Below are 24,987 nucleotides of genomic sequence, written 5' to 3' on the forward strand. Positions count from 1 at the left end.
ACCGTCCGCCGTCCTCCATTTTACGCCGCCAGGTAGCGGTCGGCGGACGTCACCAGCTTGTCGCTCGCGACCGGCCCCGAAATCAGCGACGTCAGCCACGGATCAGGATTCCGGCCGGTATCGCTGACCGGGATGATCAGCTGGATGGAGCCGCCCGCGTAGGATCGCCGCGTGACGCGCCCGCCGCGATCCTGCTCGGCGGCCGACACCTTGGGCTGGAACTTGGTCGCGCCCCAGCAGGCGGGGATAGCCTGGCCACGCGGCACGTCCATGAACCAGACCAGGCCCTTGTCGCCCCAGTCGTCGCAGACGGCCCATCTCTGGCTCACCTCCTTGACGAGGTGCTTGCCCGACGGGCCGGCGGACAGGATCTCGGCGACCTCGCTGCCATAAAGCCAGAAGCGGCCGAGGCGCCCGTTCGCGCCCCGACTGGAGTCACTGAATCTGACCAGGCGGATCGGCCCGCCGATCGTGGTGAACCGGAAGAACCCGCCTTCGAACGACTGGGCTTCCTGAACGCTGATGTCGAAGGGACTCAAGGAACACCTCTTTGGAGAAGCGACTTGACGGATCAGGCCTTCAGCGTGGCGTTGACGCCCTGCGACTTGAGCTGGCCATTCATCCACTCGGCGACGGCCAAGGCGCAGGCGCGGTCACCGACGACGTCGGCCCAAGGCACGCCCCCGGCGGCCCCGTGCGTGCCAGTGAACTTCTTCTCCTCCAAGATGCCGTGGCCGTCGAGCCAGCGACCCGTGTTGTAGAAGTAGAACCGCGACTTCACAGGGTTGCGGATCCAGAAACCCAGGCTTCTGGCCGTGCGCGCGTGGGCGACGAAATCCACATTGTCGGGAATGGTCTGGGACAGGCCAAGCTCGCTGGTCTGCATGTCGACGGCGTCGAACAGGAACATCGCCTTGACGCGCTTGCCCTGCGCCTTGAGCCGCTTGGCCGTGATGATCGCCGTACAGCCTCCGCGGCTGTAGCCGACCAGCATGATGGGACCGGAGCCTTGCGCGGCCCCAACGGCGCGGTCAGCGATCTGAGAGACCTCGCTACCGGTCAGCGAAGGTCCTCGAAAGTAAGTACTTCCAACAACTTGCTTGGCTATCTGACTGGGGAAGGAGTTCCCCATTTCTTTCGCATACTCCTTGTCGTCGCTCGGTCCGGTTCCATCGATGATGACGATCATACTCTCTCTCGCTGGCCAGAGGTCGCGGGAGCCTAGCGCTAGCACTCAGCACACTCAATACAGATCAACCACCTTTTGTTGTATTTTGAGAAAACCTCTTACAGTTCAAGCCGATGATGTCAGATCATTTTAAAGCAAAGCTTGACCTTTAAAACCGCCAAATGCTTCGGAACCTTTGTAAGACTTATCCGTTCTGCGCCGCCCTAAGGGCATCAATCCTGTCACGCTCGTGGCGGAACGCCTCCAAAGCTTGACCATTGAGGGTTCGCCCCTGATTGAGCTGGAAACTCATGGGGTCGACCTGGGCGCCGCCGACGATCACCTCGTAGTGAAGATGCGGCCCTGACGAGAGGCCGGTATTGCCAGAAAACGCGATCGGCTGGCCCTGGCGCACCGTCGCTCCGACGACGACACCGGGCGCGAACCGCGAAAGGTGGGCGTAGGCCGTCTCCAGATCCGCCTTGTGCCGAATCCGCACGAAGTTGCCGTGCCCGCCGTGGACGCCGACGAACTCGACCACCCCATCGCCGGAGGCCAGGACGGCGGTGCCAATCGGGACGGCGAAGTCCGTCCCCTTGTGAAGGCGGGTATAGCCCAGCACCGGATGAAGGCGCGGCCCGAAACTGGAGGTGATGCGCGCGCCGTTGACCGGCGTGCGCATCAACCCGCGCACGACGCTGACGCCATTGCCGTCGAACCAACTGGGCTGAGCGTCACCGGACGGCTGAAAGGCATAGAGGGCGCGGGATTTCGCCCCCGTCTGCAGCGACACGTAGACGAGCCGCTCGCTGCCGGCCACGCCCCCCTCGCCGTCCATCTGGCGCTCGAACGCGGCCTCGAAGATGTCGCCCGGCTTGATTTCCCGCTGGAAGTCGAAGTCGAACGCGAACGCGGCGGCGAAATCATCGATCAACGAGTCCCTGACGCCAGCCGCCACGGCGGACGAATAGAAACTGTTGGCGTCCATCTCGCCCCGCACCACCTTGACCGCGACGACGCGATCCGACGCCAGGGGCTTTGCTTCCACGCCGCTCGCGCCGTCACCCCTCAACAGCAGGCCGGAACCGTCGGCACGACGCAGCTCGATGCTGTCCACGACACCGGCCTGACCCGGGCGGAAGCGCAACGCCACGCGAAGCTCGCCGGGCGCGGCGTTCAGCTTTTCGTTAGCCGCCAACCCCAGCCGAACCGCTCGCTCCATGGTCACGCCCTCGGCGACCAGCGCGGCCGCCAGATCCTGGACACGGTCGATCACGAAGGTCCGGCGCAGGCCTTCGACGCGCGCGGGCCCAGCGGCGGGGGCCGGCCGCGACGACTTCACGGGCGCTCGCCACGCCATCCATCCTACCACCAAGCCCGCCGCCAAGAGCGCCACCGCGCCCAACATGACGAGATTACGACGACGCAAGGCCGAGCTTGACCGTGACAAGCTTGACTGTTCGGCGGCGGTTTTGGCGGGGGAAGAAGTCTTTCTCACCCAGCTACGGGGATCGAAGGAAACTTCATCGTCGGAACGGCGATGCATCCGCTTGCCTTTGCTTGCGTTTCCCAAAGCATAGCTATGGGTGACGGTCGAACCAGCGCCAAAATGCCGGAAATCCGACTTCCGTAGCTCTATCGACTAGTGTTTAAGTGCAACCCCCAGGGGAACGAGGGAAGCGTATGCAGAGCGACAGCCGCGTCGCGTGGCGCGAGGGTCTTTTCCTTCGACAACAGCACTTCCAACAGCAGGATCGCTATCTGGAGGCGCTGATTACAGCCCGGGCCAGCGGCCTGCGTCCCTATCCCTGGGGCGTATCGCAACTCAAGATCAACGCGGACCTGGCGGCATTGGGCAAGTTCGCGGTCGAATCAATGTCGGGCGTGTTGCCGGATGGACTGCCCTTCTCGATTCCGGGTGACCTGCCGCCGCCACCGCCGCTCGACATCCCCGCCGACGCCCGGGATGTCGTCGTCTACCTGACCCTCCCCGCCCGCCAGGCCGGCGCCGTCGAGTTCAAGGGACGCGAGGAGCGCGACACGGCCGCCGTGCGCTACCTGGTCGACGAAGAGGACGTCACCGACGCTTTCTCCGAGGAACGCGGGCAGGAGCCGATCGAGGTCGCCCGACCCAACCTCGCCTTCGGGGTGACCCAGGACCAGACCTATGGCCGTGTCCTGTTGGGATTGGCGCGCATCCGCGAGGCGCACAACGGCGGGCTGGTGTTCGACGAGCGCTACATCCCTCCGGCGCTCGACATCCAGGCCAGTCGTCGCCTCTCGGGCTTTCTGACGGACATCATCGGTCGGGCATCCCAGCGCATCGACGAACTGGCGTTGCGCGCGGTCGAGGCCACCGATGGCGGCGCCGAGACCTTCGCCAGCTTCCTCCTTCTGCAGGCGTTGAATCGCTGGACGCCGCAATTGCGTCATCTGGCCGCCCTGCCCGGCGTGCATCCCGAGCGTCTTTACGAAACCTTCCTGGGCATGGCCGGCGAATTGGCCACGCTGACCCGGCCCGATCGCCGACCGCCGCCATTTCCCGACTACGTCCACGAAAAGTTGCAGCCGACCTTCGAACCGGTCTTCGAGGTCCTGCAATCGGCGCTCTCGGCGGTGTTCGATCGCTCGGCGATCCAGCTTCCGCTGCAGATGGCCGGCCTGGGCGCCTACACCTCGCGGATCACCGACCATAATCTTTACAAGAACGGCTACTTCTACCTCGCCGTGAACGCCCGTGCGTCCCTGGATGACATCCGCGGCCGTTTTCCGTCGGTGGCCAAGATCGGCGCGGTTCAGAAGATGCGCGAGATCGTCGACTCCGCCCTGCCCGGCGTCCCGCTCCGTCACACGCCGACGCCGCCGCCTCAGCTTCGGGTCATCCCGGGCTACGTCTATTTCGAACTGGATCGCTCCGCGCCCGACTGGCGCGACTTCGCCAGCGCCGCCGCCCTAGGTCTGCACGTCGCCGGCGACTGGCCCGAGTTGAAGCTTGAACTCTGGTGCGTCAAGGGGACCGGCCGATGAACGGCGACGAGGATCCCGAGAACCCGAACAAGACCGTGTTCCGCCCCTCGCCTCTGCAGGGCCTGCGCGCGGCGGCGGGCGCGCCGCCTTCCCCGTCGTTCACACCGGGCTATGCCGGAAATATCCCATCCGCGCCCGCCGCGGCTCGGCGCCGCCAAGCCGCCAGCGACGACGACATTCCTCTTCCGCCGACGGCCGCGCGGGCGCGAAACCCGATGATGCTGGCGGCCGCGCCCGTGCTATCCCTGATCATCGGCGTGCGTTCCGGACGCGTGCGGATCGACCTGCCGGAGCTGCACCGGAGCGCTTCGGCCGGCGTGGCGGCCTTCGACAAGGCGCTTCACGCGGCGAACTACGACGCCGAGACCCGGCAGCGCGCTCTGTATGCCGTCAGCGCCACCGTCGACGACGTCGCCCAGAACCTGCCCGGCCAGGCGGCCGACGGCGCGGAGTGGGCGCGCCGCAGCCTCGTCGTCCAGGCCTTCAACGAGAACATCGGCGGAGACCGCTTCTGGCGCCTGCTAGAGGACATGCTTGCCCGCCCAAGCCAGTTCGCCGACCTGATCGAGCTCTATCACGCCTGCCTCGCGGCCGGTTTCGAAGGCCGCTACCGCGTCTCTCCGGACGGCAAGCGCCAGTTGCACGAAATCATGACCAGCGCCTACGCCGCCCTGGACCACACGCGCGGCCTGTCGCAGACAGAGCTAACCCCGCGCTGGCGCGGTCACCCGACGCCCGCCGCCCGGGTGAGCTTCTGGGCCAGCCTGGCCCTGGCGGGCGCGATCGCCCTGGGCGTGCTGCTGGCGGCCTTCATCCTCCTCCGCGTCATGCTGATCCAGACCGGGCAGCCGTCCCTGGCCGCCTTGAAGGCCATCAATCCCGACCAGCCTTTGCGCATGTCGCGTCTGGCCGCGTCGCCCCCTGCCCAGACCAGCACGCAACTCGAGCGAATCCGAACCTTCCTGGCGCCCGAGATCGCCCAGCATCTCGTCGCGGTCGAACAGGACAGCCAGTCCATCCGCGTGCGCACGACGATCGGCGCACTGTTCAAGTCGGGCTCCGACAAGCTCGAGCCCAACGCCGACAAGCTCTTCGCGCGGATCGGCGCGGCCATCGAGCCCGAGCGCGGCGCGGTGCGCGTGGAGGGACACGCCGACACCGACCGTCTGGCCAGCATCACCTTCCCGGACAACTTCGCCCTGTCGAAGGCGCGCGCCGAAGCCGCCGCCCGCATTGTTCGAGACCAGCTGAGCGACAAGGCGCGCGTCAGCACCGAAGGCTTCGGCGACAGCCAGCCGATCGCCTCCAACGCCACGGCGGCCGGCAAGGCGCTGAACCGCCGGGTTGAAGTCGTCATTCCGCGCGGTGAACAGGCGCCATGAAGCGTTTTTTCCTGAACTGGTGGTTGCTGACCGGCCTGGCCGCGATCCTCACCCTCATCCTGCTGGTCCTGGTCCTGCCCCTGCTGGTGCCATTCCTGCGGCCCTGGTGGGTGCGGTTGTTGCTGGCCGTGGTCGTCGTCGCCGTCTGGGGCCTCTTCGCCACGCTGCGCATCCTGCACGCTCGCAAGGCATCGGCGGCGATCGTGGCCGAACTCTCCGCTCCCTCTCCCGGCGACGTGGAGGCCGAGGCCCTGTCCGGCCGTATGCGCGCGGCCCTGGCCAAGCTGAAGACGGCGGCCGGCAGTCAGCGCGACTACCTCTACGCCCGCCCCTGGTACCTGATCATCGGGCCGCCCGGGGCCGGCAAGACGACCGCCCTGCTGAAGTCGGGCGTGCGGTTTCCGTTCGCCGATGCGGCGCTCAAGGGCGTCGGCGGCACGCGCAACCTGGACTTCTGGTTCGCCGACGAGGCCGTGCTGGTGGACACCGCCGGCCGCTACACCACCCAGACTTCCGACGCCGCCGTCGACCAGAAGGGCTGGGAGAGTTTCCTCGCAATCCTGCGCCGAACCCGACCGCTGCAACCGATCAACGGCGTTCTGGTGGCTATCGGCCTGGACGAGATTCTGCACGCCGACCGGGCGGGGCTGGACGATCACGCCTTGGCTGTCCGCCGTCGCCTGGACGAGCTGCGTCGCGTTCTGGAGGTCTCCGCGCCGGTCTATGTGCTCTTCACCAAGGCCGACCTGCTGGCGGGCTTTGGCGAGTTCTTCGAGGACCTGGACGTCGAAGGCCGCCGCGCCGTGCTCGGCGCAAGTCTGCCGCTGGATCAGGCCTACGACCTGCAAGGTCTGCTGGCCGAGTTCGACGCCATCGTCCAAGCGCTCTCCGACCGTGTCGCCAAGCGCCTGCAGGAGGAAACCGACCCGCATCGGCGCAGCCTCATTCTCGGCTTTCCGGCCCAGGTGGCGTCGCTTCGTGCACGCCTCGCGCGCTTTCTCGACGGCGCTCTGGTGGCCGAGCAGGACACGCCGGCCAAGATGCGCGGCTTCTACTTCACGAGCGGCGTCCAGGAAGGGGCGCCGTTGGATCGGATTCTCGACGGCGTCGCGGCCGTCTATGACGCGCCCACCGTGTCCCAGGCCGGCCAGGCGGGGCGAGCCTATTTCCTCAATCGCCTGCTCAAGGAGGTGATCTTCGCCGAGGCCGGGCTGGTGCAAGCCTCGCCGCGTGCGCGGGCGCGTCGGCGCGCGGCCCTGATCGGCGGGATCAGCGCGATCGCCGTGACCTCCGTGGTGATCCTGTCGCTCTGGACCGTCAGCTATGCGCGCAACCGCGCCCTGCAGGACCGCTTGCTGTCGGGCGCGCAGAACATCAGCGCCGAGGTACGAGAAACGGGGATCGACCTCGTGGAGGTGCGCGACAGCGATCCAGATCTCGAGCAGGCCCTGTCGCTGATCCGGGCTCTGCGCCAACTGCCGCGGGGTTACGGCGACCAGGCCAAGGGCGGTCCTCCCCTGATGGCGCGCTGGGGCCTCTTCCAGGGCGGCCACGCCAAGGCGGCCAAGCAGGCCTATCTCGACTCGCTGCAGCGTATTCTGCTGCCGCGCCTGCTCCTGCGCCTTGAGCACTATATGCAAGAGCATGCCCGGGAGCCGCTCAAGGTCTATGAGCCACTGAAGGTCTACCTCATGCTGGGCGGGCTGGGTCCGCTCGACGCCAAGGCCGTCAAGGCGTGGGTGACCGAGGACTGGAGCGAGACCGTACTGCCCGGCGACGACCGAGCCGAGGTGCGCGCCGAGCTGGCTTCGCACCTGGACGCCATGTTGGCCGATCCCCAGCTGGGCCGGGTATGGCCGGGGCGCGAGGCGCCGCTCGACGGAGCGCTGATCGAGTCGACGCGCGCGTCGATCCAAACCCTGTCCCTCGCTGACCGGGCCTACGCCATTCTGCGCCAAAAGGCGTCGGCCAGCGACCAGCCCGACTGGCGCGCCGACACCGTGCTGGCCAGCGGCGACCGACAGGCCTTCCTCAATGGAGACTCGGTCCTGCAGGCCAGCGTTCCCTACTTCTTCACCCGAGCGGGTTTCGAACGCGCCTATCAGCCGGGTCTGCAGACCGTCGCCGCGGACCTTGAAAAGGACCTCTGGGTCATGGGCGGCGACGCCAACAAGGCGGCGATCCGTAGCCAGATCACCCAAGTCAGGCCCGGCGTGGCCGCCCTTTACGCCAAGGAATATATCGCCGCCTGGGACGGCGTCGTGCAGGGCCTCAAGCCGGCCGACTACTTCTCCAACCCCGCCGCCCTCGGGGCTTTCACACGCACGCCCTCGCCCTTGAAGGTGCTGCTGCTGGAGGTGCGCAAGAACACCACGTTCGGAAAGCCGCCGTCGGTCCGCGCGCCGAGCAAGCTGAAAGCGGCCGCCAAGATCGTCGGCGCCACGGTGCTGGAGACGGGCGGCGTCGACGCCGGCAAGACCATCACCGGCTATTTCCGTCCGCTGGCGGACTATGTCGGCGACGGCAAGGGCGCCGCGCCGATCGACGAATTCCTCGCTGCTGTGAAGCAGGCGGCGTCGGCCAATATGGCCGCGGGCGTGGCGGGGGCGGTTTGGGCGGCGTCTCGGCGCAAGGCGAGCTCGCCTCTGCTCTGGGTCAGGTCGCCACCGCCGGCGTGGTCGCGCCGCCGCAGCTGCAGGGCTTCGTCACCGAGGCCACGCAAACGGGCAAGGGCGCGGCGGTGTCGTCGGCCCAAAACGCCATCGCCCAGGAATACGCCACCAGCCTGGCCAGCGCCTGCCGAAGCGTCAGCGAGAACCGCTACCCGTTCTATGGCGCGGCGCGCAACGACGGCACGACGGGCGAGATGCTGCAGGTCTTCGGCCTGAACGGTCAGTTCGACAGCCTGGTGCGCGACCGCCTTCAGCCCCTGCTGGTCACGTCGGGACCCGTATGGCGTTGGCGGACCGAGGACCCGATCGCCGCCACCTTCGACCCGGCCAGCGCCGAGCAGTTCCAGAAGGCCGCGCAGGTTCGCGATCTCCTCACCTCGGGTTTGCCGCTCAAGGTCGAGGCGGCGGGCTTTGGCGGCGCCGTCACCGCCGCGGAGTTTTCGGCCGCCGGGACCACCTATCGTTTCGAGCCCAGCACCGTCGGGGCCAAGCCGGTGATGTGGTCGATCTCCAGCCTGCCAGAAGCGCGCCTCGTGCTCTATTCCGGCGGCAAGGAAGTGCGGCGCTTCGAAGCCCAGGGCCCCTGGGCCCTGTTCCACCTGATGGACGCGGCCCAGAAGGAAAATGCCGGCCCGGCGACGCTCAAGGCCACCTTTGGCCAGGGCTCGCAATACTTCTCGCTGAAGGTCAGTCTGCCGTCGGACAAGAACCCGTTCGGACGCGGCGGCCTGTGGTCATTCCGATGCCCCGGGAAGCTGTGACCGCGCCCCGCGTCTTCGCGTTCGGCAAGCTGCCAGCGCACGGCGATTTCGTCTCGCGTGGCCTGGCGGCCGACGAGCGCGAGGCCTGGGACGCCTGGTCGAGCGCCGGCCTGGAGGCGGCGCGCGCCGATCTTGGCGACACATTCGAGGCGCGGCACGACACCGCCCCACCGGTGCGCTTCGCGTTCGGCCCAGGCGCCTTCGGCGGCGGCTGGAACACCGGCGCCCTAACCGCGTCGATCGATGCGGCCGGGCGGCGTTTCATTGTCGTGTTGGGTCTCCGCACCGACGCGGCCCCTTCGGCGCGCGAGCGGATCGCCGAAGCGGCGGAGAACGAGATCTATCACGCGTTCGAAGCGGGCGCGGACATCGACGTGATGCTAGCCAAAGCGCAGGATGTCTTTCAAACTCTGGAATCAGAAGGCGACCCGGACGCGCATGGACGCTTCTGGCGGCCGATTTCGCCCTTCGATATCTCCGCCGGCCAACCGCCCGCCGACCTAATCACCCGGGCCTTGACGATATAAGGAGCTGTCATGGACGATGGAAACCTGCGGGTCCGCGACGCCATTCTCACCCATCCAGGCCGGGTGCGCAGCGACAACGAGGACCACGTCCTCGCGCGCCCAGAGGAAGGCCTGTGGGTCGTGGCCGATGGCATGGGCGGCCACGCCAACGGCAAGTGGTCGTCGAGAACGATCGTCAACGCGCTGGAAGCGACCGTCTTGCCCGCCGATTTCGACGCGGCTTCGGAAGCGGCGGCCGCGGCGGTGCACAAGGCCAACGAACGCATCTGGCTCAAGGCCGGCGGTCAGCCCATGGGCTCGACGGTGGTGGTGCTGCTGTTGCGTGGCCGGCGTTTCGCCGTCTTCTGGGCGGGCGACAGCCGCTGTTATCTGCTCCGTGGTGGCGAACTCTACCAGCTGACAGTCGACCACTCCCAGGTCCAGGAGATGGTCGCCGCCGGGCGCCTGACGCCCCAAGAGGCGGAGAACCACCCCATGGCCCACGTGCTGTCGCGCGCCGTCGGCGTCGGGCCGCGCTTGGAACTGGACGCGGTTTCGGATGAGGCCAGGGTCGGCGACGTCTTCCTCGTCTGCAGCGACGGCCTGACCCGTGTGATACCGGATGACGAACTGGCGGCGATCCTGACGCGCGGCAATCCCGGCGCCATGGTCGACACCCTGGTGGCCACCTGCCTTGAACGCGGCGCTCCGGACAATGTCAGCGTGGCCGTGGTGGCCTGCGACGAGACCACCCTGCTCGTCTTGGCCTAACCTCGGGAAGAAGACTTGGCCTTGGCCTTCATGTCGGCGGCGATCCGCTCGTAGGCGTCGCGGAATTCCTTGGCGAAGACCTCCATGAAGGCCTCGTCCGATCCGTGCGTGACCCCTTCGAACTCGCGCTCGTAGGCCTGCCATAGCGCCGCATCCCGCGCCCCAGGCAGGATCTTGGCCAGCAATCCCTTGTTCTCGGCCCGCCCCCGGATGGCCGACGGCGAAAAGCGATCCAGCGTCGCGGCCAGCGCGCCCTGCATGGCCGAGAGCGTCGCCATCTGATGGGCCTGAAGATCGCGGAACGCGTCCTCGACGGCTCGGTCCGAAGACATGAAGCCGCGATCCGGGCGGTTCAGCATCTGGGCCAGCGCGCGATCGGCCGAGCGCGTGAACTTCAGCGGATTATTGCCGTCGAACTCCAGGGCCGTGCCCTGGGCGCCCAACTGGGCCTTCGCCCGCGCGCGGGCCTCAAGCATGACGACCAGACCGCCCATCAGTCGCCGCAACAGTCCGCCGGCCGTCGCCAGCACCTGTTGTGGAGATTCACGGAAATCTTGAGCCTCCAGACCGGCCCCGCCCAGGAATGCGTTCCAGTCGGCGCTGCTTCCGGCCGCCGGCTGCATCGCCGGCGTCGGGCTCGGCGCCGGGGCGATGCGCGGTTGGGCTGGCGCGGAGGGGGCTGTCGCCTGGCGGTCCCAGGCCGGCGCCGTGGTCGGCGGTGCGGGCGCGAAGCCGCGATCCCAGTCCACCTCGTTGGTCGCCGCCAGCCGTCCCCAGACGTCGTCGGCCGTCGGCGCGGCCGGCGCTGATGGCTCGCTGGACCAGGCCGAAGGCGCGGGCGCGCGCGGCTGCTCGGCCGCCCAGGCGGAGGCCGGCTGCGGTTCAGCCTGGACGCGCGGCGGCGCCCAAGCGCCAGCAGCGGCGCCCTGCCCCGTGACCGCGGCCCTGGGCGCGGGTTGGTCCCAGCGACCGGGATCGCCCACGACTTCACGGCCCCCGTGACTGTCCCAGCCGCTCCAGGCCAGGGGATCGCGCGCCACGTCGTTGGCCACGGCCTGATCCAGCCGCGCCTCGATCTCGTAGTGCCCGATCAGGATCACGTCGCCGTCGCCGATGCGGTGCGGCGAGGATAGCCGCGCGGTCGAGCGATTGACGAAGGTCCCGTTGGTGCTGTGGTCGACCAGCACGTAGACGCCGTCGTGATATTCGATCTCGCAGTGCGAGGAGGAGATGTAGCTGCGCGGATCCGGCAGGCACCAGTCCATGTGCGGCGAGCGGCCGATGCGCGCGCCATGACGATCCAGCGCCAGATGCGCCGATTCGCCGTTGTCGAGCCGATCCAAGGACTTGATGGTGAGGACGAGGGTCATGGACATCCGTCTTCGCTACCGACGGCCAGAGCGTCGCCTAGCGCGAGGGCCGCGCGCAAGCCCTCCTGTCGCCGGCCGCTGTCGGTGGCCGCCGTCAGCACGGCGCTGGCCGCGAAGGAGCCCGCCGCCGCCTTAGGCGCCGGCAGCGGCTCAAGGTCTGGCGGGGCCAGCGAGCCACCGGAGAAGAACACCGCCAGGGCGCACATCCGCTGGGAGCTGGTGTCGCTGGCCGCCAAGGCCGCATCGAACGCCGCGCGCCGACGCGTGTCGTTGGGATCGCGCAGCCACTGCAGCGAGGCCTCGAGGGCCTCGGCGTCACGCGGCTTCAGGTCCGGCGGAGACATGTCACGCACGGCCTGGGCAGCCCAGGCCACGACCTCGTAACGCGGCAGGGCCTGGCCCAGGAACAAGGCCGCATCGTCGTCCTTGCCCTCCCGCCGCAAACGGTCGAAGACGGCTTCCGGCGGATCGCGGTCGTGCTCGGATTGTGGCCAGCCCAGGATCGCGGTGATTTGGCCGGCCTCGGTCCAACGCACCTGTTTCCAGCGTTTCATGCGGGTCCTAGTTGATCTTGACGGCGCCGCCGGTGACCGTGGTCAGGGTCGTGCCGTCGATTTCGGTCATGGTTCCGTGGACCCGGTTCGTGGCCGTGGCGTTGCTGACGATCGTCAGCGAATCCAGGATGATGCGGGTCGGGTCCATGGTGATGGAGCTCTTGCCAACCCGCAGCGTAATGCTCTGGGCGGCCTCGATGGTCACCTTGCCCTTGCTGACCGTCACCGAGTAGTCGCCCGAGCGGATCGTCGTGGCGTCGTTCTGCTCGACGGTCGTGGTCCGCTTCCCCTTGCTGACCTCGTGGGTCTGGTCGCCGGTCTCAATGGTCGTCGTCTCGTTCCGCTTGACCGCCGTCACCCGGTCGCGCCCCACTCGCGTGGCGCGGTCGCGCTGGACGGTCAGCTTGTCATCCAGCAGGACCTCGCGCACCATCTCGCGCTGGGCGTGGATGTAGATTTCCTCGGACCCGCCCTTGTCCTCCAGTCGGATCTCGTTGAACCCGATGCTGTTCGGGGGCGGCGTCTTCTCAGCCCCGGCATAGTCGCCCAGGCGGCCGACGGTCTGGCTCTTCCACAACGACCGGGTCTTCTGGACCGGCAGGTCGTAGGCGTGCTTGCGCTGGCCGTTGTAGACGCGGCCGGTAATGATCGGGCGGTCCGGATCGCCGTTCAGGAAATCGACGATCACCTCCTGTCCGACCCGCGGGTGGTCGACATTGCCGAAGCCCTCGCCGGCGGCATGGTGCGAGACCCGCATCCAGCACGAAGTCTTGCCCGGCTGGTCGGGGGAGCGATCCCAGTGGAACCGGACCTTCACCCGGCCCCATTCGTCGACATAGATCACCTCGCCGGGCGGTCCCGTGACGGTCGCGGTCTCGACCCCGGTGGACACCGGCTTGGCGGCCGTCAGCTGCGGCCGGAACAGAGTCTCGCTCGGAATGGCGATGACGTTGACCCGCCGCGCCTGGCGGTCGTCGCCGCTGCGGTGGCTTTCCGCTTCGATCACGTGGTTGAGACCGGTGATCAGGTACTCTTGGTTGAACCGCTCCACCCCCGCCTCGGTCAGCGTGAATAGGCCGCCGCAGGCCAGGCCCAGCACATCGCCGCTTCCGGTGTAGAGCCGGCGCGGCGCGCGGCTGGCGGCGAGACGCGACTTGCCGCGCGCCTCACCGTCGGCCTGTTCGGTGAAGTCGCCGAGATACTCGTACACCTCCAGCGCGTCGCCGGGATGTTGCTCGGCGCTGTTGGCCACGGCCTCGACGGGGTTCTGAGGCTTGGTGAAATCGAAGCTCCGCAGGGTCACCTTGGCCTGGCTGACCGAGCTGATGCGCTCGTTCCACTCCGACAGGGTGTCGGGCGTGGTCGCCTCGTCTCCCGATACGGGCAGGAAGCGGATGCTCTCGTAACCGGGCGCCGGCTTGTGCGCGGACTTGCCGTCGCAGAGCACCAGCTTGTGGGCCGCCTCCTCGTGCCGGAAATAGTAGTAGACGCCCTCATCCTCGAACAGGCGCGACAGGAAATTGAAGTCGCTTTCCTTGTACTGGACGCAGTACTCGCGCGGCTTGTACGACGCCGTGATCTTGTCGAACTCAACATCTTTCATTCCGACATCGGCGAAGACCTGCTTGGCGATGTCGATGATGCTTTTATCCTGGAAGATCCGGTAGTTCCGGTTCTGGTCCAGCAAGGCGAACCACGGCTTCACCGTCAGCCGGTAGTGCGCGCCGCTGATGTCGACCTTGGTCAGGACGGCGTCCGTCAACAACCCATGGAAGTAGCGGACGTGATCCATCTCGTCGCCAACGTCGAACGAGACCGGCTTGCCGACATGGGGCAGGAAGTCGATTTCGTCGACCGAAAAACCTTCCGCAATAATTGTGAACGGCTCGCTCAAGCGCTCAAGGCACTCGAAACGTTCAAGGTTAAGCTTAGCCGTACCAAGCGAGACAGAAATGGCCGCCTGCCGATCCATTAATCGCTCCCGTTACTAAGCTTTACCATACGATTGCCGTGGTTATGCCGCTAGGTGTAGCCGGTAAATATCAAATCTCAATCGGATGCACTTGCCAAATCCGTTTCTTTGGCCACACTCCCCGCTGCCCGTCGACGCCGCGCCCTCTCAAATCGAGGTTGAGGACGTCTGGGCTTGGAACAACGGTGACGGCTTCGAACATGGCGCTTGATCTCGGTCGACTGTTGGCGCCGGTCTCCGAAGCGGACCCCACGGGTCCCGATCTCGCCTACGACCCGGCGCGCTACGAGATCGAGCAGGCATTTGAAACCGAGGTCTCGATCGACGCCTCGGGCGTGGAGACTCAACCGTCCGAGGTCGACTGGCGTACGATCGTCGATCGCATCGTCGAGCAGAGCGACCGGACCAAGGATTTGTGGCTCGCGGCCTATCTGTGCCGGGCCGCCGCGCGCGCCGGACAGCTCGAGACGGTCGAGTTGGGCACGAGAAACCTCGCAGGCCTGCTTGAGACCTACTGGCCCAGCGTCCACCCAAGGCTCGAGGACTACGGGTTTCAGGGCCGCAAGGGCCCCTGCGACTCCCTGGTCAGCCAAGCGCAATTCCTCGCGCCGCTGCGCAAAATCACCCTGATCAGTCATCCGCGCCTTGGCCGCTACTCGATCGACGACTTCGAACGGTTCCGCTTGAGAGGTGAAAGCGAGGAAGGCTACGGAATGTTCCGCGCCGCCCTCGAGGATTTGCAATACGAGGGCCTGGACGACGTCATCCAACGCCTAGACGCGATCGAGAATAACCTCAGGCGCGCCGACTTGGTGCTGACGTCCAACGCCGACGACGTGGGCGGGACCAATTTCAAGGACGCCTACGACGCCCTCGGCCAGATGCGCCGCGCCATCCAGGCGTTCAGCCCGGAACCCGCGAAGCCAGAAACGTCGGAACCACCCACGCAGCCGCACGTTGCATCGTCAAGCTTTTCAAATGTCGCCGTCGTGGCGGCGCGTCTTGAGACGCGGGACGATGTCATCCGCGCTCTCGATGCGCTCAGCGACTACTACCAGCGCAAGGAGCCGGGACATCCGATCCTGACCCTGATGCGCCGCGCCAGGGAGTGGGTGGGTCAAGATTTTATGTCGATCCTCGAAGATATCGCCCCTGGCAGCCTTGATGAGGCCAGATCGGTTCTTCAATCTCGCAAGCAACGCGAACAGTCTTGAAATATTGTTACAACATCGCTTGACATCTCTTAGAGATCGAACAAGCCTTTAAATATCCACGTAAGCTCTAATTACGGGTGACTAATCATGGCGTCGAATAAAGGCGGGCAACGGTTTATCAAAGAAAACCGCGCGCCCCGAGTCCACATTGAGTACGAAGTTGAAACCTTCGGCTCGCGCCAGAAGATTGAGTTGCCATTTGTGGTTGGCGTGATGTCCGATCTGTCCGGCAAGTCCAATGTCGAGAAGAAGCCGATGGACAAGCGCGACTTCGTCGAATTCGACATGGACAACTTCGAACAGAAGATGGAAGCGATCGCGCCCCGCGCGGCGTTCACGGTCGAAAACACCCTCACGGGCGAGGGCAAGATCGGCGTCGACCTGACCTTCAAGTCGATGGAGGATTTCTCCCCCGGTCAGGTGGCCAAGAACGTGCCGGCCCTGGCCAAGCTGCTCGAGGCGCGCCAGCAGCTCAACGACCTGATGCTCTACATGGACGGCAAGGACGGCGCTCAGGACCTGCTCGACAAGGTCCTCAAGGACGCCGAGCTGATGAAGGCCCTGGCCGCGGCCAAGCCGCCGGCCGAGGCCGACAAAGCCGCCGACAACAACGCTTAGTCCAGGGAGCCCCTAGATGGCAGAGACCCTTCAACAGACGGTCGCCCCGGCCAGCGACGAGACCGTCACGGTCGACGATTTCACGGCGCTGCTGCAGCGCGAGTTCAAGCCCAACACCGACGCAAAGCAGGCGCGGATCGAAGAGGCTGTCCGGACGCTGGCTCAGCAGGCCCTCGTCGACACCCAGATCATCGGCGGCGATGTCTTCTCGACCGTCGACGCCCTGAAGGCCGCGATCGATCGCAAGCTGACCGAGCAGGTCAACAAGATCATTCACAACGCCGAATTCCAGAAGCTGGAATCCGCTTGGCGCGGCCTTTGGTACCTGGTTGGCAATACGCCGACGGGCAAGGACCTCAAGGTGCGCGTGCTCAACGTGTCCAAGGACGAGACCCGCAAGATGTTGCGGCAGTTCCGCGACGCGGCCTGGGATCAGAGCCCGCTGTTCAAGAAGATCTACGAGGCCGAGTTCGGCCAACTGGGCGGCCAGCCCTATGGCGCGTTCATCTGCGACTATGCGTTCGACCACACCGCGCCCGACATCGAGGTGATGAAGGGTCTGGCCAAGATCGGCGCGGCCGCCCACGCCCCGTTCATCGCCGCTGCCGACTCCGAACTGCTGGGCATGCAGAGCTGGCAGGAGCTGGCCAACCCGCGCGACATCGCCAAGCAGTTCGACGCCACCGACTACATGGCCTGGCGCTCGTTCCGCAATTCGAACGACAGCCGCTACATGGCGCTGACCCTGCCCCGTTTCCTGGGCCGTCCGCTCTATGGGGCCAACAGCGAGCCGGTCGAGGAGTTCGCCTTCGAGGAGGACACCGACGGCGGCCAGCACGACAATTATCTGTGGCTCAACGCGTCCTATGCGCTGGGCGTGCGGATCACCGAGGCCTTCAAGACCTATGGCTGGTGCACGCGAATCCGGGGCGTGGAGTCCGGCGGCACGGTCGAGGACCTGCCCACGGCGATGTTCCCGACCGACGACGGCGCCCTCGACGCCAAGTGCCCGACCGAGATCGCCATCTCCGACCGGCGCGAGGCCGAACTGTCCAAGGCCGGCCTGATGGCCCTGGTGCATCGCAAGAACACCGACCAGGCCACCTTCATCGGCGCCCAGACCCTGCACGCCCCCAAGGCCTACGAGGACGCGGACGCCACGGCCAGCGCCAACCTGTCGGCCCGCCTGCCCTACATCTTCGCCAGCTGCCGGTTCGCCCACTATCTCAAGTGCATGGTGCGCGACTGGATCGGCAGCAGCCGCGAAGCCCCGGCCCTGACCAGCGACCTGCAGTCCTGGATCATGCAGTACGTGGACATGCAGCCCGACTTCTCGACCGAAGAAGACAAGGCTCGCAAGCCCCTGAAATCCGCCTCGGTGGATGTCATCCCCGACCCGGAAAACCCGGGCTACTACCGCGGCGTTTTCCGCATGGTGCCGCACTACCAACTCGAGGGGATGGACGTGTCACTCAGCATGGTTTCGCGTCTCCCCAAGAGCGCGACCTAATCATCAGTAATCATTTCTCGTGAGGAGAACGCCTTATGGCCGTGGATATGTTCCTGAAACTTGAAGGCATTAGTGGCGAGTCCAAGGACAGCACCCACAAGGGAGAGGTCGACGTCCTGGCCTGGAGCTGGGGCATGACGAATTCGGGCACCGCGCACGTCGGCGGCGGCGCGGGCGCCGGCAAGGTCAATGTCCAAGACCTCTCGTTCACGAAGTACGTCGATCTGGCCTCGGCTCCGCTGATGCTGGCCGCCGCCAACGGCAAGCACATCAGCAAGGCCACCCTGGTTGTGCGCAAGGCCGGCGAAAGCCCGCTGGAATACATCACCATCACCATGAGCGACGTGCTGGTGACGTCGGTCTCGACGGGCGGCAGCGGCGGCGAGGATCGTCTCACCGAGAACGTCTCGCTGAACTTCGCCAAGGTCGAGGTCTCCTACAAGGAACAGTCGCAAGCCGGCAAGGCTGCCGGCACCGGCGACTTCAAGTGGGATATCGCGGGTAACGTGAAGTTCTAAACGGCCTGCGTCAGTTCTCGGCGAGATCATGAAATCAATGACGATGAACGCCGACGACCTGCTGCGCGCCGGTGATTTGGACGGCGCGCGCTCGGCCCTTGTCGAAAGGGTCAAGCGCGCGCCGGACGATCAGCCGGCCCGCATGTTTCTATTCCAGCTCTTCTGCATCCTCGGTGAATGGGACAAGGCCCTGGCCCAGCTGAAGGCCCTGACCCAGTTGTCGCCCGAAGCCCAGATGCTGGCGGTCGCCTACAACACCGCGATCAAGGCCGAGCGCGAGCGCGAGGAGGCCTTCGCCGGCCGCGCCCCGCCAGCCCTGCTCGTCGGCGGCCAACCCTGGACAAGCGATCTGGCCACGGCGCTGGGCGCCGCGATCCAGGGCCGCCACGACGAGGCTCAGGCCGCGCGTGATCGCGCCTTCGACGCCGCGCCCGACACGCCCGGACAGTTCAACGACCAGTCCTTCGACTGGATCGCCGACTCCGATCCGCGCTTTGGCCCGTCGTTCGAGGCCTTCGTCCACGGCCGCTGGGGGTTGATCCCCTTCGAGGCCATTTCCAAGATCACAAGCGAGGGTCCGCAGGATCTGCGTGACCTCGTGTGGCTGCCCGTCGAGATTGAATTCAAGACCGGCCAGTCCGTCGGCGCCCTGCTGCCGGCCCGCTATCCCGGCACGACCGGCGAAGCCGACGCGCAGTTGCTGCTGTCTCGCGCCAGCGACTGGCGCGACGCTCCTCTGGGCGATCAGGCCGTCGGCCAGAAGCTCTGGTCGCTCGGCGGCGGTGACGAGGTCGGCGTCCTGACCCTCCGCCGCCTGGTCCTGGCGTGATGGCGACACGGATCAACCCCACCCTGTTCGACAAGCTGGTCGCCGACCTCGACATCGAGGGCGTGCGCGACGATCCCAAGATCGAGGCGGGCCAGGTCAGCCGCGCATCGACCCTGCGGCTCTACCCGATCATGAAGCTGGAGCGCTTCAACGAGTCGGCCCTGCGGGCCACGGTGCTGCGCGAGCTGAACTGGATCCTCAACACCACCCATCTCGGCTCGGTCCAGAACCTGAAGGCGTATCCCGAAGTGGCGACCTCGGTGTTGAACTACGGCGTGCCGGACATGGCCGGAAAGTTGCTGCAGCGCGGCGCGATCCAGGCCCGGGCTCGCGAGATCAAGGAAGGCATCCGCCGCTACGAGCCGCGCATCGCGCCGCGCCGCCTGGATGTCACGGCCGCCACCGCCGCCTCCAAGCCCAACGCCGTCACCTTCGTCATCCGCGCCGACGTCACCAGCGCCGTGAAGGCCCTGCCCGTCGAGTTCAAGACGGACGTTGAGATCGACACCGGCTCAGCGACCCTGCGGGAGTAGCGCATGGATCCCCGGCTGCTCAGGGCCTACAACGAAGAGCTGCTCTACCTGCGTGAGACGGCCAAGGAATTTGGCGAGGAATACGAGTCGGTCGCCGGGCGCCTGGGTCTCAACGCCCCCGCCGACACCGACCCGTATGTCGAGCGCCTGCTGGAAGGCGTGGCCTTCCTCGGCGCCCGGGTGAAGCTGAAGCTGCAGGACCAGTTCCCGGACTTCACCCAGCACCTGCTCAACGCCATCCAGCCGCACTACCTGGCCCCGACGCCATCGATGTGCGTTGTCGCGCTGGAGCCGCGCGAGGGCGATCACGCGATCGCCGCGGGGTTCAAGGTGCCGCGTCTGACCGAGCTGTCGGCCACGGGCCGGGACGATGCGGCCACGCCCGTGACCTTCCGCACGGGCCAGGACGTCACCCTGTGGCCCTTGCGGATCACCGAGGCCGAATATCTGCCGACCCGCGCGGCCGTGTCCGCCTATGCCGGGGCGGCCGGCGTGCGGGCCGAGGCGGGCCTGCGCCTGAAATTCGCCGGCTTGGGTGGCATACCGCTGTCGGCTTTCGCGCCTGACACCCTGCCCATCTATCTGGACGGCTCCGAACTGGTGCCCGGCGAGCTCTATCGGCAGCTGATCGGCGATGCGGTGGCCATTGTCGCTCGCTCGGTGGACTCCGCGGCCGGCGCCGCGGCCTGGGTCAAGCTGCCAGTGGCAGAGCAGCATGGCTTCGAGGAAGACTGTGCCCTGCTGCCCAACGGCCGCCGCTCGTTCCGGGGCTATCGCATCCTCTCCGAATATTTCGCCTGCCCAGAGCGCTTCCTGTTCGTTCGGCTGCGCGAGCTGGGCAAGGCCTTCGCCGGTTGCCCAGGCGAGTGCGAAGTGGTGCTGCTGTTCAATCGCGCGGCCGGCGCGCTGGCCGGGGCGGTGTCGCCGGCCAATTTCCGGCTCTTCGCCACGCCGGCCATCAACCTGTTCGAAAAGCAGATCGACCGCGTGGCGATCAACGAATTCGACCACGAACACCAGCTGATCGCCGACCGCACCCGGCCGCTCGATTTCGAGGTCTATCGCGTCCTGGACGTCACCGCCTATTCGCAGAAGAACGGCGACGCCCGTCCGGTCGCGCCGCTGCACGCGTTCGGCAGCCTGCTGTACGACTGGAGCGAGGCGCTGTTCTACGTCACGCGCCTGCGCCACCGGCGGCTGTCGACCAAGGAACAGCGCCTGCGCCGCCGCGCCGACTATCTGGGCACCGAAACCTGGATCAGCTTGGTCGCGCCCGGTGAAGCCAAACGGCTGGAAGGCGTCTACGAACTGGGCGTGCGGGCCCTGGTCACCAACCGCGAGTTGGCCGAGAACCTGCGCGTGGGCGGAACCACGGACTTCCGTACCAGCGGCATTCCGGTCAAGGCCGCGACGATCGTCCGCGCTCCCACCAAGCCGCGCCCGCCCATGGGCATCAGCGACGGGGCCTGGCGGGTCATCGGCCACCTGACGCCCAACTACGCCGCCTTCGCGCTCGATAACGACGACGACCCGTCGGTGCTGCGCGACCACCTGGCGCTCTATGGCCGCACCGATGATCCGCATCTGCGCCGCCAGATCGATGGTGTCTTGGCCGTGCGCTCCGAGCCGGTGACGCGGCGCGTGCCCGGCGCCGGCCGCAGCGCCTTTGCCCGCGGCCAACGCCTACGCGTCAAGCTGGACGACGCGCCGTTCGAGAATGGCCGGATGTTCCTGTTCTCGGCGGTGCTGGAGCGGTTTCTCGGCGAATTCGCCACGGTCAACGCCTTCACCGAAAGCGTTTTCGACAGCCCCCAGGAAGGAACCTTCGCGCAATGGCCCCCGAGAATGGGCGAACGTCGCAACATCTAGACTTTCTCCGCCGAGCGGCGGGGCAAGCGCGGCGGTTCGGGCTGTTCGGGCTCCTGCGCGCGGCGGAGTCGCGCGCCATCGACCTGCCTCGGATCGGCGACGCCCGCCTTCCCTCTCAGAACCTGGTGGATCTCGCCCAAACCCCGGCGCTCGGTTTCCCCGGATCGACCCTGGACAGCATCACCCTCAAGGGCGGACGCGCTCGCGTTCAAGGCTACTGGCTCGGCCTGACCGGACCGATGGGGCCGCTGCCCCTGCACATGACCGAGTTCGCGCACTACGAGCGCCGCTACGCCAAGACCCACCCGTTCGGCCGGTTCCTGGACGTGCTGGCCGGGCGCATGCTGCAGTTCTTCTATCGCGCCTGGGCCGAGTCCAACCCCGCCGCCAATGCCGACCGTCCGCGCGACGATCGCTTCGCGGGCTATCTGGCGGCCCTGACCGGCGCGACCGACGGCGTGCGCGAGAACGCCGCGTTCCCGGCCCGCGCGCGCCTATACTATGCCGGCCTCTATGCCTCGCGACGCAGCGCCGCGGGGATCGAGGACGCGGTCGCCGACCTCGTCGGCGCGCCGGTGCGCCTGATCGAATATCAGCCCCGGTGGCGCGACATCGAGCCGGCCGATCAGACCCGCCTTGGCGGCGCCTTCAGCCAGCTGGGCGGCGACGCGGTCTGCGGCCGCCGCGTCAGCACCATCAGCGACGCCTACCGCATCGCCGTCCACGTCGACACCTATCGTGACTACGAGGACCTGATGCCCGGAGGCTCGCGCTTCGCCGTCGTGGCCGAGGCGTTGGATTCCTTCGCCCCCTCGCACCTGGAGTGGGACCTTGAGGTCGAGGTCAGCGAGGCGGCGATGCGCCCGACCGCCTTGGACGGCCGCGCGCGTCTCGGCTGGACCAGCTGGATGAACCCGCCGCTTGGCTGCGGCCCGCGCGCCGAGACGCGCTTGGGTCCCAGCGCCCGCCGCATCGCCCGAAACGTCGCCAAGAGTACGGCAGTCACAAGAGGTGTCGCATGACCGAGATCAACCGCGCCGCGTTGTTTGGTCGCCTCAGCCCCACGGGCCTCAAGAGCATCGAGACGGCCACGGGCTTCTGCAAGCTGCGGGGCAATCCCTATGTCGAACTGGCGCACTGGATCCACGTCCTGCTGCAGGATCCGCGCAACGACGTGGGCGCCATTCGTACGCGCTTTGGCCTGGACGAGGTCAAGCTGGTCAGCGACGTGGTCGCCGCCCTCGATGCGCTGCCCCGCGGGGCCACGGCGATCTCCGACTTCTCGCCGCAGATCGAAGAGGCCATCGAGAAGGGCTGGCTCTACGCCTCGCTGATGTTCCAGGCGGGCAAGGTCCGCACCGGCCACCTGCTGTTTGGCATGCTGAAGACCCCCACCCTGCGCAACGCCCTGTTTTCGATCTCGCCGGAGTTTCGCAAGATCGCCGCGGACGCCCTGGCCGACGGCTTCGATCAGGTCGTGGCCGGTTCGGCCGAGATCGGCGGCGCGCCGATCGCCGAAGCCGCAGCCGATGGCGCTGGCGGCCCGGCCGAGCCCTTCGTCGCGGGCGGCGAGACTCTGGCCAAGTACTCGGTCGACCTGACCGCCAAGGCTCGTTCGGGCGAGATCGACGCCATCGTCGGGCGCGACGCCGAGATCCGCCAGGTGATCGACATCTTGCTGCGCCGCCGCCAGAACAATCCGATCCTTACGGGCGAGGCCGGGGTCGGCAAGACGGCCGTGGTCGAGGGCCTGGCCCGCCGCATCGTCGACGGCGACGTGCCGCCGGCCCTGCGGGACGTCTCTTTGCGGGCGCTGGACATTGGCTTGCTGCAGGCCGGCGCGGGCGTGAAAGGCGAGTTCGAAAAACGACTGCGTCAGGTAATCGACGAGGTGGAATCCTCGCCCCGGCCGATCATCCTGTTCATCGACGAGGCTCACACCCTGATCGGGGCCGGCGGCCAGGCGGGGTCAGGCGACGCGGCCAACCTGCTCAAGCCCGCCCTGGCGCGCGGGCGCCTGCGGACGATCGCGGCCACCACCTGGTCCGAATACCGGCAGTACATCGAGAAGGACCCGGCGCTGACCCGCCGCTTCCAGACCGTCAACGTCGGCGAACCCGAGACCGATGTCGCCGTCTCGATGCTGCGCTCGGTCGCGCCGGCCATGGAAAAGCACCATCAGGTCGTGATCCTGGATGAGGCCGTCGAGGCGGCCGTAAAGCTGTCCCAACGCTATGTCCCGGCCCGCCAGCTGCCCGACAAGGCCGTGAGCCTGCTCGACACCGCTGGGGCCCGCGTCGCCGTCTCCCAGCACGCCACGCCCGCCGCGGTCGAGAACCGCCGCCGGCGCGTCGAGCTGCTGAATGTCGAGTTGGAGATCGCCACCCGCGAAGCCGAAGGCCACTACGCCAACGACACCCGCGTCGCCCGACTGCGCGAAGAGATCGCCGCCGCCCAGGCCGAGCAGGACCTGATCGAGACTCAGTGGGCCGCCGAGAAGGACGCGATCGCGACGCTGAAGGACGCCCGCAAGGCGCTGGCGCAGGCCAAGGCCGCCGGCGCGCCCGATCTCACCGACCGCAAGGCGGATCTTGACGCGGCCCTGCGCGCGGTCACCGCGGTGCAGGGCGACAGCCCGATGGTCTTCGCCGAGGTCGACGCCGACGCCGTCGCCGCCGTGGTCGGCGACTGGACCGGCATCCCGGTGGGCCGGATGGTCAAGGACGAGATCGCCTCGGTGCTGACCCTGGCCGAACAGCTCAAGCGCCGGGTGGTTGGCCAGGACCACGCGATGGACGCCATCGCCAAGCGCATCCAGACCAGCCGCGCCAAGCTGGACAACCCCAACAAGCCGGTCGGGGTCTTCATGCTGGCCGGCCCCTCGGGCGTGGGCAAGACCGAGACGGCGCACGCGCTCTCGGAGCTTCTCTATTCGGGCGACGACAGCCTGATCGTCATCAATATGAGCGAGTTCCAGGAGGCCCATACGGTTTCGACGCTGAAAGGCGCCCCGGCCGGCTATGTCGGTTACGGCCAGGGCGGGGTGTTGACCGAGGCGGTGCGCCGCCGGCCCTACTCCGTGGTGCTGCTGGACGAGGTCGAGAAGGCCCACCCGGACGTCCACGAGATGTTCTTCCAGGTGTTCGACAAGGGCTACATGGACGACTCCGAGGGCCGTCACATCGACTTCAAGAACACCCTGATCCTGTTGACGTCCAATGTGGGCTCCGACCTGATCGCCTCGCTGTCCGAAGACGAGGAGATGAAACCCGAGGCCGAGCCCCTGGCCCAGGCCCTGCGGCCCGAGCTGCTGAAGGTCTTCCCGCCGGCCCTGCTTGGGCGCTTGAGCGTGCTGCCCTACTACCCACTGTCGCCGGCCATGCTTGAAGGCATCGTCCGCCTGCAGCTGGACCGCATCAAGAAGCGGATCGCCGAAAACCACGGCATCGCCTTCACCTACGATCAGGCGGTCGCGACGCTGATCGTGTCGCGCTGCACGGAGGTGGCGTCGGGCGGCCGGATGATCGACGCCATCCTGACCAACACCATGCTGCCCGAATTGTCGGTCGTCCTGCTGGAGCGACAGATGGCCGGCGAAGAAATAGCGAAGATTACCGTCTCGGTTGAGAACTCAACCTTCACCTACGCGTTCGAACAGGTGGAAGCGTCACCGCAGAGCGACGCCGCTGTGATCCAGGAAGCCGTGGCCTGAG

At 67.0% G+C, this 24,987-nt stretch carries 21 protein-coding genes; 15 read left to right on the plus strand and 6 right to left on the minus strand.

Annotation, left to right across the window (positions count from 1 at the left end):
* Positions 1-20: 20 nt before the first annotated feature.
* The 3 genes from MZV50_RS15245 to MZV50_RS15255 all read right to left on the minus strand — a co-directional run bounded on the left by MZV50_RS15245 (position 21) and on the right by MZV50_RS15255 (position 2,714).
* Positions 21-539, minus strand: coding sequence for a hypothetical protein (locus tag MZV50_RS15245; RefSeq protein WP_252630090.1), 519 nt, complete (start codon positions 537-539; stop codon positions 21-23).
* 32 nt (positions 540-571) lie between these two features.
* Complete coding sequence (locus MZV50_RS15250) at positions 572-1,189, minus strand: thioesterase domain-containing protein (protein ID WP_252630091.1); 618 nt, start codon at positions 1,187-1,189, stop codon at positions 572-574.
* A 184-nt stretch (positions 1,190-1,373) separates the two neighbouring features.
* Positions 1,374-2,714, minus strand: a complete 1,341-nt coding sequence (locus MZV50_RS15255) for a M23 family metallopeptidase (protein WP_252630092.1) — start codon at positions 2,712-2,714, stop codon at positions 1,374-1,376.
* 137 nt (positions 2,715-2,851) lie between these two features.
* Between MZV50_RS15255 and tssK the strand changes: the two genes are divergently transcribed.
* From tssK to MZV50_RS15285, 6 genes are read left to right on the plus strand one after another with little or no spacing between them, the layout of a single operon-like run.
* Complete coding sequence (gene tssK, locus MZV50_RS15260; protein WP_252630094.1) at positions 2,852-4,195, plus strand: type VI secretion system baseplate subunit TssK; 1,344 nt, start codon at positions 2,852-2,854, stop codon at positions 4,193-4,195.
* Positions 4,192-5,577: a type IVB secretion system protein IcmH/DotU gene (gene icmH, locus MZV50_RS15265; protein WP_252630096.1), complete on the plus strand. Its 1,386-nt coding sequence runs from the start codon at positions 4,192-4,194 to the stop codon at positions 5,575-5,577. Before tssK ends, icmH begins: the two co-directional genes overlap by 4 nt.
* A complete protein-coding gene (gene tssM, locus MZV50_RS15270) occupies positions 5,574-8,465 on the plus strand; it encodes a type VI secretion system membrane subunit TssM (protein ID WP_252630097.1) in 2,892 nt (963 codons plus the stop codon). Before icmH ends, tssM begins: the two co-directional genes overlap by 4 nt.
* A complete protein-coding gene (locus MZV50_RS15275; RefSeq protein WP_252635250.1) occupies positions 8,444-9,010 on the plus strand; it encodes a type VI secretion IcmF C-terminal domain-containing protein in 567 nt (188 codons plus the stop codon). The genes tssM and MZV50_RS15275 overlap by 22 nt, the downstream gene beginning before the upstream one ends.
* A complete protein-coding gene (tagF, locus tag MZV50_RS15280) occupies positions 9,007-9,537 on the plus strand; it encodes a type VI secretion system-associated protein TagF (RefSeq protein ID WP_252630099.1) in 531 nt (176 codons plus the stop codon). The genes MZV50_RS15275 and tagF overlap by 4 nt, the downstream gene beginning before the upstream one ends.
* Positions 9,538-9,546: 9 nt before the next feature.
* Positions 9,547-10,287: a PP2C family protein-serine/threonine phosphatase gene (locus MZV50_RS15285; protein WP_252630101.1), complete on the plus strand. Its 741-nt coding sequence runs from the start codon at positions 9,547-9,549 to the stop codon at positions 10,285-10,287.
* On the opposite strand, the gene tagH is transcribed toward MZV50_RS15285, so the two are convergent.
* Genes tagH through MZV50_RS15300 form a run of 3 tightly spaced genes read right to left on the minus strand, consistent with a single transcriptional unit; the run spans position 10,284 to position 14,183 of the window.
* Positions 10,284-11,657, minus strand: coding sequence for a type VI secretion system-associated FHA domain protein TagH (gene tagH, locus MZV50_RS15290; protein ID WP_252630104.1), 1,374 nt, complete (start codon positions 11,655-11,657; stop codon positions 10,284-10,286). The two genes, MZV50_RS15285 and tagH, sit on opposite strands and share 4 nt — an antisense overlap.
* Complete coding sequence (locus MZV50_RS15295; RefSeq protein WP_252630105.1) at positions 11,654-12,211, minus strand: DUF6931 family protein; 558 nt, start codon at positions 12,209-12,211, stop codon at positions 11,654-11,656. Before MZV50_RS15295 ends, tagH begins: the two co-directional genes overlap by 4 nt.
* A 7-nt stretch (positions 12,212-12,218) precedes the next feature.
* Positions 12,219-14,183, minus strand: coding sequence for a type VI secretion system Vgr family protein (locus MZV50_RS15300; RefSeq protein ID WP_289781868.1), 1,965 nt, complete (start codon positions 14,181-14,183; stop codon positions 12,219-12,221).
* A gap of 185 nt (positions 14,184-14,368) precedes the next feature.
* Here MZV50_RS15300 and MZV50_RS15305 point away from each other — a divergent pair, with 185 nt between their 5' ends.
* From MZV50_RS15305 to tssH, 9 genes are all read left to right on the plus strand, one after another.
* The gene (locus tag MZV50_RS15305; RefSeq protein ID WP_252630108.1) at positions 14,369-15,397 is read left to right on the plus strand and encodes a type VI secretion system protein TssA; all 1,029 of its coding nucleotides are present in this window, start codon (positions 14,369-14,371) and stop codon (positions 15,395-15,397) included.
* Positions 15,398-15,484: 87 nt separating this feature from the next.
* Positions 15,485-16,015, plus strand: coding sequence for a type VI secretion system contractile sheath small subunit (gene tssB, locus MZV50_RS15310; protein ID WP_252630109.1), 531 nt, complete (start codon positions 15,485-15,487; stop codon positions 16,013-16,015).
* 16 nt (positions 16,016-16,031) lie between these two features.
* Positions 16,032-17,525: a type VI secretion system contractile sheath large subunit gene (tssC, locus tag MZV50_RS15315; RefSeq protein WP_252630110.1), complete on the plus strand. Its 1,494-nt coding sequence runs from the start codon at positions 16,032-16,034 to the stop codon at positions 17,523-17,525.
* 35 nt (positions 17,526-17,560) lie between these two features.
* Positions 17,561-18,043, plus strand: coding sequence for an Hcp family type VI secretion system effector (locus MZV50_RS15320; protein WP_289781869.1), 483 nt, complete (start codon positions 17,561-17,563; stop codon positions 18,041-18,043).
* A gap of 28 nt (positions 18,044-18,071) precedes the next feature.
* A complete protein-coding gene (locus MZV50_RS15325; RefSeq protein WP_252630112.1) occupies positions 18,072-18,872 on the plus strand; it encodes a type VI secretion system accessory protein TagJ in 801 nt (266 codons plus the stop codon).
* On the plus strand, positions 18,872-19,405 hold the full coding sequence (gene tssE, locus MZV50_RS15330) for a type VI secretion system baseplate subunit TssE (RefSeq protein ID WP_252630114.1): 534 nt from the start codon (positions 18,872-18,874) through the stop codon (positions 19,403-19,405). The genes MZV50_RS15325 and tssE overlap by 1 nt, the downstream gene beginning before the upstream one ends.
* A 3-nt stretch (positions 19,406-19,408) precedes the next feature.
* Positions 19,409-21,274 carry a type VI secretion system baseplate subunit TssF gene (gene tssF / locus MZV50_RS15335; RefSeq protein WP_252630115.1) on the plus strand — a complete coding sequence of 622 codons (1,866 nt, stop codon included), beginning with the start codon at positions 19,409-19,411 and terminating at the stop codon, positions 21,272-21,274.
* Positions 21,238-22,296 (plus strand): type VI secretion system baseplate subunit TssG, encoded by a 1,059-nt coding sequence (tssG, locus tag MZV50_RS15340; RefSeq protein ID WP_289781870.1) that lies wholly within the window; start codon positions 21,238-21,240, stop codon positions 22,294-22,296. Before tssF ends, tssG begins: the two co-directional genes overlap by 37 nt.
* Positions 22,293-24,986: a type VI secretion system ATPase TssH gene (gene tssH, locus MZV50_RS15345; RefSeq protein WP_252630117.1), complete on the plus strand. Its 2,694-nt coding sequence runs from the start codon at positions 22,293-22,295 to the stop codon at positions 24,984-24,986. The genes tssG and tssH overlap by 4 nt, the downstream gene beginning before the upstream one ends.
* Position 24,987: the final 1 nt, after the last annotated feature.

It is taken from the genome of Caulobacter segnis, from assembly GCF_023935105.1.
In the GTDB taxonomy this organism is placed as follows: Bacteria; Pseudomonadota; Alphaproteobacteria; order Caulobacterales; family Caulobacteraceae; genus Caulobacter; species Caulobacter segnis_B.